This is a genomic window from Leuconostoc litchii (assembly GCF_008107645.1).
Classification (GTDB): Bacteria; Bacillota; Bacilli; order Lactobacillales; family Lactobacillaceae; genus Leuconostoc; species Leuconostoc litchii.
Map to the genome: position 1 here is coordinate 228,977 of NZ_SDGY01000001.1, position 11,691 is coordinate 240,667.

The following is an 11,691-nucleotide window of genomic DNA, read 5'->3' on the forward strand; positions in this document are numbered from 1 at the left end:
CAATGTATAAAGCAAATGATGAACGTTACGAAAAAATGATATATAATCATGTTGGCCATAGTGGGTTAAAAGTTTCAGCAATTAGTTTAGGTCTATGGAATAATTTCGGAAGCGTAGACCCTTATGAAAATCAAAAAGATATGATTCACACAGCCTTTGACCTCGGGATTACTTATTTTGATTTAGCCAACAACTATGGCCCTAAACCTGGAAGTGCTGAAAATAATTTTGGCAAGATTATGGCTACTGACATGTTTTCTTATCGTGATGAATTGGTAATTGCTAGTAAAGCGGGCCATCAAATGTGGCCTGGACCTTATGGTAATTGGAACTCACGAAAAAGTATTATTGCAAGTGCAGACCAGAGCTTAAAGCGTACAGGTTTGGATTATTTTGATATTTTTTATAGTCATCGACCAGATTCAAACACACCAGTTGAAGAAACAGCAGAAGGACTAGATCAACTTGTTCGTCAGGGGAAGGCGCTTTATATAGGTATTTCTAATTATTCAGGTCAACAGACAAAAGAAATTAGTGAGATTTTTAAGGTTCTAAAGACGCCTTTCATCATTCATCAACCACGCTATAATATGTTTAATAGGCAAGCAGAGCAAAATTTATTTTCGGTTTTAAAGAAAGAAAAAATAGGCGCGGTTGGTTTCAGTTCATTAGCACAAGGGTTGTTATCTGACAAATATTTTGATGGTATTCCTATTGATTCCCGCGCTAATAAAATAACGATTCCTTTTCTAACTAAAGAAAAAGTTCAACCCACCATTAGTACTGTTCAACGATTGAGTGAGATTGCTCGTAAAAGAGGGCAAAGCTTACCACAAATGGCATTGGCTTGGAATTTGAGAATTCCTCAGTTAGCTAGTGTGTTGATTGGTGCTAGCACACCCGAGCAAATTGTAGAGAATGTCAAAGCGTTGGATAATTTATCATTTGAACCAGATGAATTATTAGCGATTGATCGTATATTAGCAGAATATGTAATTGATTAACAATTTTTGAAATTTAAATATTTAATTATAAAAAACATCGCAATTCAGTATTGCGATGTTTTTTATGCAAATAATACCGATTCATTCAGTATTCTTTATAAACTTTACCTATTTGAAAATAGCCATTTACAAATGATTGTTATAGTGGAAATGTTAACAAATATTATGTCATCGATGCAAAGTGAAAGAGAGCTAATGATATGTCGATTGAATTGCAACATTTGAAAAAGACGTATGAAAATGGAGAAGAGGTTTTAACAGATATTAATACAACGATTGAAAATGGACAATTCTATATATTAGTTGGTGCATCAGGATCGGGCAAAAGTACTATTTTAAATGCTATTGCAGGATTTATCCCCATAGATGAAGGGGCTGTTATTATTAACGGTAAAGATGTCACACAGTTACCGCCAAAGGACAGAAATTTGTCTATGGTCTTTCAAAATTATGCATTAATGCCTAATTTAACTGTTTCAGAAAATATTGTATTTGGTTTAGCAGCAAGACATACGGATAAAGATATTCAACAAAAAAAATTACGTGAAGTATTAAATTTAGTTCATTTAGAAGAATATAAAAATAAAAAACCAGGCAACTTATCTGGTGGGCAGAGACAGCGTGTGTCCTTAGCACGAGCACTAGTATCTGATGCACAAATTATATTAATGGATGAACCACTATCTAATTTGGATGCTAAGCTTCGTGCTGAAATGCGTAAGGAAATACGTTCACTGCAACAACAACTTGGTATAACCGTGATTTATGTTACGCATGATCAAACTGAAGCGATGACAATGGGTGACCAAGTTATGTTGTTGAACGAGGGTAAAATAGAGCAAATTGGGTCACCTTTAGATCTTTATAATGTTCCTGCTAATACATTTGTAGCTGATTTTTTTGGCTCACCAGCAATTAATTTGGTAGATGTCAGTATTAAAAATGATATTTTAGAACTAAATAATACTTTCAAAATACCCTTTAATTTTGAAAATGTTCAAGGAAAGTTTAAGTTAGGTGCCCGTCCGGAAAACATAGTGATCAAAAATAGTGGTCAACTGAAAGGAAAAGTGACCCACATTGAACCACTAGGGGATGGCACAAATTTAGAAGTTGATATTGGTCTTGTTGAGCCGTTTAGAATCAAAGTCAGCGAACAAATTCACCTGATGATAGGAGATTCTGTTAACTTCGACATTCTGCCTGACAAGGTGTTACTTTTCACATTAGAAGGTAACTTAATTAAAATTGGGCAGTCCGAGTTAACGGTTGTTTAAAAAAATTGTGTTAAGAACTTGGATTAAGAAACTATGAAAAAAGATAAAAAGGGACAATTAGCTAGTCAAAATTTATTGGCATGGTCATTATTGTTACCATCGTTTATTATTCTTGGAATTTTTGTTTTTTATCCAATGGTAAAAACATTTATTCTCAGTATGCAATTAACTGATTTAATGGGTAATCCAATTAAGTTTATTGGATTCAAAAATTTTTTGAATTTATTTAACTCAGATAGTTTTGGTACATCATTTACAGTCACATTGATTTTTGTCTTTTTCTCAACGACGTTGACATTAATTATGTCTTATCTTATGGCTGTACTTGCTAGCCAAAAAATGAAAGGAATCGCGCTCTTTCGAACGATGTTTTCATCAACGATGGGTGTTTCCGTAACTGTTGCTTCAATTTTATGGTTGTTTATGTTCAACCCACAAATTGGTTTATTTAGCAAAATACTTACGTTACTACATTTACCACAAATTAATTTTTTATCTGACCAAACTTGGTCTTTGATAGCAATTATTGGTACGACTGTCTGGATGAATCTCGGATTTTCATTTTTAATTTTATTAGGTGCTATTCAAGCTATTCCCCAAGATTTGTATCAAGTAGCTGATTTGGATGGCGCATCTTGGTGGATGCGACTCAGAAAGATTACGATTCCATCAACCAGTGCCACAATATTTTTTGTTACTGTTGTAACGTTGATTAATGCATTTCAGACATTTGGACAAGTTGATATCTTAACCTCGGGTGGCCCAGATTATCATACTAATTTACTGGTCTATGCTATTTATCAAGATGCTTTCGTAAATCATAGCGTTGGTCGAGCAAGTGCACAATCTGTTATTTTGACAATAATCATTATGATATTTACGATGCTTCAATTTTATGTAAAAAATAAGAAAGGAGCTAAAAATGCAAACTAGTAACTTTCAAAAAACCTCTCGCTTAATTTTGCTAATTAGTGTAACAATATTATTGCTATTACCTCTAATTTTAGGTATTTCGCTAAGTTTATCCTCTAGTCAATCAATTGCTCAGGGCAATCTTTGGCCAAAACATCTTGAATTTGGAAATTATATTAAGGTGTTTACCAATACACCGATGGCTAAATTTTTATTGCATAGTTTTATTGTTTCGGGATTAGTTATGATTGGACAAGTGGTTTTGTCGGCCATGGCTGCTTATGCATTTGTATTTTTAAATTTTAGATTTAAAAAATCGGTTTTTATTTTATTCTTAAGTACAATGATGCTACCATTTGAAGCTCAAATTATCCCTAACTTTGCAACAATGCGTGATTTGAACTTATTAAATACATACGCAGCAATTGGATTACCATTTTTGGCTTCAGCGTTTGGAACATTTATGATGAAAACCAGTTTTGAACAAATTCCGACGGCATTACGACAATTAAGTGATATTGAGGGATTGAATCATTTTCAATTTGCTACAAAAGTTGTTGTGCCGTATACAAGAGTTAGTATTATTACATTTGCATTGTACAGCTTTCTAACAAATTGGAACATGTATCTATGGCCATTAATTGCTACAACAAATGATAAAGTGCGGACAGTGCAAATTGGTTTGAGACAGTTGCGTTCGCAAGATACAGCAAGCAATTGGGGTTTGATTATGGCCGTAACAATTATTTCAGTGATTCCCACACTGTTGATTATTTTTTTAGGCCAAAAATATTTTAAAAAAGGCCTAACAAATGGTGTTATTAAGTAGTTTATTGAGAGTTTTCGCAGAGAAGATTTTATTTAGCAGTTAAAATAGTAAATAGGAGAATATAAAATGTTTAAGAATTTTGCAAAGTACACTGTGCTGACTACAATAGGAATCGGTGCATTGTTGCCATTAACGCAAGTTCATGCTGCAGAAACGAAGCGCCAAAATATTGTTTTTTGGCACTCAATGACAGGCCAAAATCAGCAAGCAATCGAACGTATAGTTAACGAATTCAATGCTTCACAAACAAAGTATAAAGTTACACCAGAATTCCAAGGGCAGTATGTTGAAGCTTTGCCAAAGTTTTTGTCGGTCGGTGGCACGAGTAAAGCACCAGATTTATTCCAGTCAAACGAAATTTCAACTAAACAGTTGTCTACATCAGGAATGATTGAACCCATGCAGACGCTCATTAAAAAATATAAGTACAATACTAAGGATTTGCGAAAAAATATTTTAAATTATTATACGATTAATGGCAAATTATATTCGATGCCATTCAATTCTAGTGCGCCAGTGCTTTATTACAATAAAGATGCGTTTAAGGATGCGGGCATTGATGATCTACCTACAAATCCTACATATGAACAAGTGACTGAAGCAGCAAAAAAATTGAAAGAAAAAACTGGTAGTGCTAAGCTATCAATTCTTCCTTATGGGTGGACTTTTGAAGAATTACTTGCTAACCAAAATCAAACGCTTGTTAACAATGGTAATGGACGTAAGAAAACAGCTACTGAAGCAACATTCAATAATAAAGCTGGTAAAAATATTTTAAATTGGATCAAAACAAATGCTACTGCTGGTACCCTAGTAGATTTTGGAACGGGAGCTAATGCGGGAGATAGTGAAGTATCAGCGTTTACTTCTGGTCAAATTGATATGTTTATGAATTCGTCAGCTTCGTTGGGAAATATCAAGAAGAATGCAAAATTTAATGTTGGTGTAACTTATTTACCTCATCCAGAAGGTACGAAAGCAAACGGTGTTGTGATCGGTGGTGCAAGTATTTGGCTATCAAAGGGAAAGTCTACTAAAGTACAAAAAGGAGCATTTGAATTCTTAAAGTTTGCCACGTCTGCAAAGGAACAAGCTCAATGGTCAATTGACACAGGTTATTTCGCTGTTAATAATAAGTCTTATGATACAAAGCTCTTGAAAGATGCGTTTAAAGAAACGCCTATTTTAGCAGCACCAGTTAATCAATTAAAAGCAACTAAAATTAATGCTGCTAGTGCGGGTGCGTTGATTACAGCTATGTCAAAAGAACGTGTTAACACACAAAACGCAATGGAAAATGTCATTAATGGTAAAGATGTTGATTCAGAATTAAGCAAAGCTGCTAAGCAAACAACTACTGACATTAAAGAAGCAAACGAACAAACAGGAGAATAATATATGGCAACAACAATTTTTGGACATCGTGGTATACCAGTAAAATTTGTTGAAAATTCTATCTCTGGGTTTGAATATTTAGCGCAACACGGGGAAGCTGTAGAATTTGATGTCCATTTAACAAAAGATAATGTACCTGTTGTTATGCATGATGAGAAATTAGATCGAACGACCGATTATTCAGGATTTATTAAAGATTTGAATTTTTCTGATTTGCAAACCGTCAAGCTGATTAACGACAAAAATAGAAAAGACCAAAATTTAGTTCATGATGAGTATGTGCCAACCCTCGATGATGTACTAGCAATTTTTAATCACTCAAATATCCAGTTAAATATTGAGTTGAAAACGGACCAATTTGAGTATCCTGGTATAGAAGAGAGTGTGCTTAATGCACTCAAAGCGTATGATTTGCAACAACCAATAATATTTTCTTCTTTTAATATCCAGACTCTAAAACGATTGTATCAAATAGATCATACACAAAATTTGGCATTTCTAAGTCCATTTAAAATCCAAAATCCAGTACAATTTATGGCGAATAATCATTTCCAAGCATTGCATTTGAACTATGAATCTTTATTGGAAAGCAATATTGTGCAACGAATTTGGACAGTTAATGATGAAGAACAGATGAAATCATTGTTTTTACGTAAGATTGCTGGTATTTTTACGGATGATTTTGAGACTGCCATTCAGCTCAGGGATACTATTGGGTAATTGAAATGCTAAAAAAGATTCAGCTATATTTTGTACGTCATGGTGAAACATACTTTAATACTTGTGAGAAAATACAAGGTTGGTCGGACTCTTTATTAACTCAAGAAGGGGTTAATAAAGTGACTCATGTTGGTAAAATAATTAATCGGTTGTCATTTGCAAAAGTCTATTCTAGTGATTTGGGCCGCGCTAGATCAACAACAGAAATTATATTATCAGAAAATAAAAATCAACAGGTAATACCGTTAGAATATGTTTCAAATTTTCGTGAACAATTCTTCGGCTCATTTGAAGGCGATCAGTTAAACATATTTTCAAAGTTATTTGATTTAAAAACAATCAATAAGGTTTCGGTGGCAAATGACAGTGAATTAGCAATGTATTTTCCAGAAGATGAAATCATGGATAGGTTTAAATTGATCGACCCATCTCATGACGCAGAGAATTCATTAGAATTTTGGCATCGCATTGAACAAGGATTACGACATATTTTTTCTGAATCACAGAATGGAGATAAAATTTTAGTCATTACTCATGGCGCAGTGATTCGTAAACTTGCTACTCGAACAACACGTTCATACCATAAAAACCCTGATAATGCTTCGATATCTATTTTTGAGATCAATGATGATTTGAAAATGAAATTAAATAAATATAATCAACATAATCTTTAGAAAGTTAAATAATATCATCACTCACAGAGTGGTGATTTTTTAATATCACAAAATAACAAAAATAAGAGACAAATTGCGCTATTTTTGGAAACGCTTACATAGTATTGTTAACGTGTATCATGAACTTAATAAATAATAAGGAGTCGAAAGATGTCTGATAAAATGAAACAACGTTTTGCATACGCTTTTGGTGCATTTGGTCATGACGCGTATTATGTCACGTTATCAACATATTTTATGATTTTCGTTACCAGCACATTATTTGCTGGTAGTGATAAAGCTACAGAGGCTAAATACATCGGGATAGTAACCTCGTTGGTGGTAGGTATTCGCTTAATAGAAATTGTTTTTGATCCCATTATTGGTAGTGTAATTGACAATACACATTCTAAATATGGAAAATTTAAGCCGTGGTTAGTTATTGGTGGCATTGTTTCCAGTTTTGCTTTGCTTGTTATTTTTACTAATTTTTTTGGTTTATCAATTAGTAATCCATCCTTTTATTTAGTCATATTTATCATTGTTTTCGTCATTTTAGATAGTTTTTATTCTTTTAAAGATATTGCCTTTTGGTCAATGATTCCAGCACTTTCTACGGATACAGCTGAACGTGGCACTTTAGCAACTTTTGCGCGATTTGGTTCATCTTTGGGTGCAAATGGTACTACTGCAATGGTTGTGCCGACTGTAGCGTTTTTCACAGCGATTAGCGGTGGTACTGGTAAAGAAAGCGCCACTGGGTGGTTTTGGTTTGCGTTGATTGTTGCTATTTTATCAGGTGGATCAGCTATTATTACTGCAAAATTTTCTAAAGAAAATGAAACGGTTTTAAGAACGCAGGTTAGTGAAAAATATAATATCATTGATGTTTTTAAAGCAATTGTCAAAAATGACCAACTACTGTGGTTGGCTTTGTCATACATTTTCTATGCTATTGCTAATGTTGCAACGACAGGTGTGTTATTATTTTACTTCAAATTTGTAATTGGTCGTGTTGATGAATTCGCCATGGTTGGTGTGATTTCAATGGTTACCGGTATCATTGCCGTACCATTATTCCCATTCTTAGCTAAAAAGTTAACACGACGTTATGTTTTTGCAGGTGGAATTACAATGATGGTATTGAGTTATGTGATGTTTACCATTGCTGGGAATAATTTGTGGGTTGTTGGTCTGGGACTTGTGCTTTTTTATTTCCCACAACAACTTATTTTCCTATCTGTTTTAATGACTATTACAGATTCTGTTGAGTATGGTCAGTGGAAAAATGGGCAACGAAATGAAGCAGTTACACTGTCATTACGGCCTTTGCTGGATAAGTTAGCTGGTGCTTTTTCAAATGCTATTGTCGGATTTGTTGCCATTGCTGCTGGTATGACTGGAAACGCAACTTTTAAAGATATGACAGCCGGTGGTATTCATACCTATAAACTTTATGCTTTTTATATTCCGGCAGCTTTAATGATTATCTCTCTATTGATTTTCATGTTTAAAGTAACATTAACAGAAAAAAAGCATGCTAAGATTGTTGCTGAATTGGAAGAACGTTACACGAAATAAAAACTATTTAATTTTGAAAGGTTAATTATGAAAAGAATTAAATCATTAAATACAAAATTTGCTGAAAAATTTGGGCCACACGTAACACAACAATACTTCTCGCCAGGGCGTATTAATCTTATTGGTGAACACACAGATTATAACGGCGGACATGTGTTTCCGGCAGCTATTACCTATGGCACTTATGGTGTGGCTAGAAAGCGTGATGATCAGCGTATTTTAGTTTATTCTGTCAATTTTGAGGAAAAAGGCGTTGTGCAGCTAGATTATAAAAAAATGTTATTTGATGAAAATGATGGGTGGGCTAATTATGTGAAAGGTGTTATTGTGCAACTTCAAGCGCAAGGGTATAAATTTGATAGTGGATTTGAATTACTAGTTGAAGGCAATATACCAAATGGTGCTGGATTATCATCTTCAGCTTCCTTAGAGTTGTTAGTCGGTGTTGCTTTACAAGATTTATTTAATTTAGATATATCTAGGTTAGAACTTGTTAAAGTGGGTCAAAAAGTTGAAAACCAATACTTCGGTTTACATACAGGTATTATGGATCAATTTGCGATTGGTTTTGGTCAGGAACAAAAAGCGATATTATTAGATACAAATACTTTGTCTTATGAATTGGTTCCAATAGTGCTTGGGGAGTACGCCATTGTGATTATGAATACGAACAAGCGTCGAGAATTAAGTGACTCAAAATATAATGAAAGACGTTCCCAATGCGAAACAGCCTTGAAGCTATTGCAAACCAAGTTGAGTATACAGTCACTTGGGGAGTTAACGAATGAAATTTTTGATCAGAATGTAAAATTAATTAATGATGAAACGTTGATTAAAAGAGCTCGTCATGCCGTCTATGAAAATCAACGGACGTTAAAGGCAAAACAAGCACTGCTAGAAGGAGATTTAGCATCTTTTGGTCAACTGATGAATGCTTCTCATGCCTCTTTAAAAAATGATTATGAAGTGACAGGTACTGAGTTAGATACATTAGTTACTTCAGCACAAAAACAACCAGGTGTCTTAGGAGCGCGAATGACAGGTGCCGGATTTGGAGGGTGTGCGATAGCATTGGTTAAAGAATCAGCCATTTCTAATTTTGAGAATAAAGTATATGATGATTACCTCAATATCATCGGTTATGCCCCCAAATTTTATGTTGCTCATATTGGCAATGGAACATTAAAGTTGGAAGACTAGGTAGATTGTTGAACAGGGTTTAGTCCACCTAAGATATCATCAATTTGATGCCATTCTAAAGGGTATTGTTTACTGATATTATTAAATCTTCTCCTTTTTCGGTATGCACTAGGCGTCTCATGAATGAACTGTGTAAAAGAGTGACCGAAAATTGATGCATTACTGAATCCGACTTTTTCGGCAATTTGATTGATTGATAGTTGAGTTGTCTGAAGAAGTTGACAAGCTTCATTAATACGCATGCGAAGTAAAAACTGTTTGGGGGATATACCTAAATCACGTTGAAAAAGTCTAGAAAAATAAGAACGATTAATTTTAATGGCAGTTGCTATGTCATTTATGGAAGTATTGTAAGTAAAGTTGTTATTGATGTAAGTTAAGGCAAGCTTTGTATATTCTGACATTAGTTGATGTGAAATTTCTTGACGAGAAGAATTTACTTCCAAACCATTTTCGTCCATTAATAACTCCAAAAAAGTGCTAGATATTTGATTTAATTGCAGTTCGGATTTCGGTTTTTGGTCAGTTAATGTTAAAGTTTTGATGATTAGTTGAAGATACTGTTTAATATTTGAACAAGAGAATATATAGCGGTTATTTTTAAATGGGGAAAAATGTTCGATAAGCTGCGTAGTTTCGTCACCGCCAATAGATATCCAAGCATAATGCCACGGATCGTTCAAATCAGCCTGATAAAATATAGTTTCATTAGGTCTGACGAGGAAAAAATCACCGGCACTTAATGTGTATTTTTGATTGCTAGTAAAGTATGTGCCATGGCCAGCTAAAACAATATGAATCAGATAATTTGAACGTTTCAATGGGCCAGAAGAATGACTGGCAAAAGTTTTACTGACACCAGCAAAATCAAAGCAAATACTTGATTGAAATGTATGTTGAGTAATAATGTTAAAAAGTGATTTTTCCATCTTGCAGTACCTTTTTGTTTTGTTTGATAGCGCTTTCAATGCAAGGCTAGTATACCATTTTAATTAATAAATAGTTGAGATAAAGTATGAACGCCTTGTGATACGAAATAGACATAGCATATTATTAAATTAAGTAGTTAATGACAGTAAGGAATAAATATTTTGAAGAAAGAGGTAGCATATGAAAGTAGTAGAAGATGTATTTGGTACGTTGCCCGATGGTGACAAAGTAACTTCATTTACGCTAGAAAATATTAACCACACACAAATAACTGTAATTTCTTATGGTGCAACATGGCAATCATTTTCAATTGAACGTGCTGGGGAAAAGCAGGAATTACTTGTTCAATTTGATGAATTAGATAGTTACTTGAATAATCCACTACATCTTGGCAATACGATTGGTCGTGTCGGTGGTCGCTTATCCAAAACTTCTTATAATTTATCAGGTAAAATATTTAATTTAACGCCAAATGAAAGAGGTAATGTGCTACATTCAAGTGTGAATGGTTTCGACACAGTTAACTGGCAAGGAACCGCTCGTAATATGGGACATGCTGCTGAAGTTAAGTTATCGCATGTATTTGATGATGAATTCCCAGGGCAGTTACAGATGGATGTGACCTATACATTGTATGATGATGATCACGTGACAATTAAATTTAGTGGACAGTCTACTGAAACCACATTATTTAATCCAATGACTCATGTCTATTTTAACTTAGTTGGTAAAAATGCTGATATTACTAAACATGAATTACAAATTGCATCTCAAAAGCATGTTGAGGTAGATAGTAATACAGTGCCAACTGGTCGATTATTGGATAATAAAAACACGAGATTTGATTTTTCTCGAATGAAGAAAATAGGAGATGAGCAATTTGATGATGCTTGGTTACTCGATAATCAGCATGATAAAAATCTTGTTATTGTTAAAGAATCTCAAAATGGACGTGCATTAACTATTGATTCAGATCGAAATGGTGTAGTAGTTTTCATGACGAATCCAGAGGTTACAGCACACGATGATTCATGGGCCAAAAGTGCATCTTTTACGGCGTTAGCTATTGAAATGCAAACGTTACCCGATGCTGTCAACCATGAAGGTTTTGGTGACATTATATTACCGGCAGGTGAATTGAAAGAATATATGGTTACGTATAGCATAACTGATTAAAAATTATCCTTGAC

General features: G+C 34.0%; 11 protein-coding genes. 10 read left to right on the forward strand and 1 reads right to left on the reverse strand.

From position 1 onward, the window contains the following. The first annotated feature begins 2 nt into the window (after nucleotides 1-2). The 9 genes from ESZ47_RS01095 (at nucleotide 3) to ESZ47_RS01135 (ending at nucleotide 9,571) form a co-directional block, all read left to right on the forward strand. A complete protein-coding gene (locus ESZ47_RS01095; protein ID WP_148603988.1) occupies nucleotides 3-1,004 on the forward strand; it encodes an aldo/keto reductase in 1,002 nt (333 codons plus the stop codon). A gap of 200 nt (nucleotides 1,005-1,204) precedes the next feature. Further along, the gene (locus tag ESZ47_RS01100; protein WP_148603990.1) at nucleotides 1,205-2,281 is read left to right on the forward strand and encodes an ABC transporter ATP-binding protein; all 1,077 of its coding nucleotides are present in this window, start codon (nucleotides 1,205-1,207) and stop codon (nucleotides 2,279-2,281) included. A 33-nt stretch (nucleotides 2,282-2,314) separates the two neighbouring features. Next, nucleotides 2,315-3,214: a carbohydrate ABC transporter permease gene (locus ESZ47_RS01105; protein WP_148603992.1), complete on the forward strand. Its 900-nt coding sequence runs from the start codon at nucleotides 2,315-2,317 to the stop codon at nucleotides 3,212-3,214. Then, nucleotides 3,204-4,022 carry a carbohydrate ABC transporter permease gene (locus ESZ47_RS01110; protein WP_148603994.1) on the forward strand — a complete coding sequence of 273 codons (819 nt, stop codon included), beginning with the start codon at nucleotides 3,204-3,206 and terminating at the stop codon, nucleotides 4,020-4,022. The genes ESZ47_RS01105 and ESZ47_RS01110 overlap by 11 nt, the downstream gene beginning before the upstream one ends. A 66-nt stretch (nucleotides 4,023-4,088) precedes the next feature. Continuing rightward, entirely contained in the window at nucleotides 4,089-5,417 is a 1,329-nt protein-coding gene (locus tag ESZ47_RS01115) for an ABC transporter substrate-binding protein (protein ID WP_148603995.1), read from the forward strand. A 3-nt stretch (nucleotides 5,418-5,420) separates the two neighbouring features. Continuing rightward, complete coding sequence (locus ESZ47_RS01120; RefSeq protein ID WP_148603997.1) at nucleotides 5,421-6,137, forward strand: glycerophosphodiester phosphodiesterase family protein; 717 nt, start codon at nucleotides 5,421-5,423, stop codon at nucleotides 6,135-6,137. A gap of 5 nt (nucleotides 6,138-6,142) precedes the next feature. Beyond that, nucleotides 6,143-6,811 carry a histidine phosphatase family protein gene (locus tag ESZ47_RS01125; protein ID WP_148603999.1) on the forward strand — a complete coding sequence of 223 codons (669 nt, stop codon included), beginning with the start codon at nucleotides 6,143-6,145 and terminating at the stop codon, nucleotides 6,809-6,811. Nucleotides 6,812-6,961: 150 nt separating this feature from the next. Beyond that, the gene (locus tag ESZ47_RS01130) at nucleotides 6,962-8,371 is read left to right on the forward strand and encodes a glycoside-pentoside-hexuronide (GPH):cation symporter (RefSeq protein WP_148604000.1); all 1,410 of its coding nucleotides are present in this window, start codon (nucleotides 6,962-6,964) and stop codon (nucleotides 8,369-8,371) included. 27 nt (nucleotides 8,372-8,398) lie between these two features. After that, nucleotides 8,399-9,571, forward strand: a complete 1,173-nt coding sequence (locus ESZ47_RS01135; RefSeq protein WP_148604002.1) for a galactokinase — start codon at nucleotides 8,399-8,401, stop codon at nucleotides 9,569-9,571. Here ESZ47_RS01135 and ESZ47_RS01140 read toward each other — a convergent pair. Then, complete coding sequence (locus ESZ47_RS01140) at nucleotides 9,568-10,500, reverse strand: AraC family transcriptional regulator (RefSeq protein ID WP_148604004.1); 933 nt, start codon at nucleotides 10,498-10,500, stop codon at nucleotides 9,568-9,570. The genes ESZ47_RS01135 and ESZ47_RS01140 overlap by 4 nt on opposite strands. A 181-nt stretch (nucleotides 10,501-10,681) precedes the next feature. Here ESZ47_RS01140 and ESZ47_RS01145 point away from each other — a divergent pair, with 181 nt between their 5' ends. Beyond that, the gene (locus ESZ47_RS01145; protein ID WP_148604006.1) at nucleotides 10,682-11,677 is read left to right on the forward strand and encodes an aldose epimerase family protein; all 996 of its coding nucleotides are present in this window, start codon (nucleotides 10,682-10,684) and stop codon (nucleotides 11,675-11,677) included. Nucleotides 11,678-11,691 lie beyond the last annotated feature (14 nt).

Excerpts from the sequence above, each read along its gene's own strand:
- ESZ47_RS01120 (WP_148603997.1), top strand. The coding sequence starts at position 5,421 with ATGGCAACAACAATTTTTGGACATCGTGGTATACCAGTAAAATTTGTT.
- ESZ47_RS01135 (WP_148604002.1), top strand. The coding sequence starts at position 8,399 with ATGAAAAGAATTAAATCATTAAATACAAAATTTGCTGAAAAATTTGGG.
- ESZ47_RS01100 (WP_148603990.1), top strand. The coding sequence starts at position 1,205 with ATGTCGATTGAATTGCAACATTTGAAAAAGACGTATGAAAATGGAGAA.
- ESZ47_RS01105 (WP_148603992.1), top strand. The coding sequence starts at position 2,315 with ATGAAAAAAGATAAAAAGGGACAATTAGCTAGTCAAAATTTATTGGCA.
- ESZ47_RS01140 (WP_148604004.1), bottom strand. The coding sequence starts at position 10,500 with ATGGAAAAATCACTTTTTAACATTATTACTCAACATACATTTCAATCA.
- ESZ47_RS01125 (WP_148603999.1), top strand. The coding sequence starts at position 6,143 with ATGCTAAAAAAGATTCAGCTATATTTTGTACGTCATGGTGAAACATAC.
- ESZ47_RS01145 (WP_148604006.1), top strand. The coding sequence starts at position 10,682 with ATGAAAGTAGTAGAAGATGTATTTGGTACGTTGCCCGATGGTGACAAA.
- ESZ47_RS01095 (WP_148603988.1), top strand. The coding sequence starts at position 3 with ATGTATAAAGCAAATGATGAACGTTACGAAAAAATGATATATAATCAT.
- ESZ47_RS01110 (WP_148603994.1), top strand. The coding sequence starts at position 3,204 with ATGCAAACTAGTAACTTTCAAAAAACCTCTCGCTTAATTTTGCTAATT.
- ESZ47_RS01130 (WP_148604000.1), top strand. The coding sequence starts at position 6,962 with ATGTCTGATAAAATGAAACAACGTTTTGCATACGCTTTTGGTGCATTT.
- ESZ47_RS01115 (WP_148603995.1), top strand. The coding sequence starts at position 4,089 with ATGTTTAAGAATTTTGCAAAGTACACTGTGCTGACTACAATAGGAATC.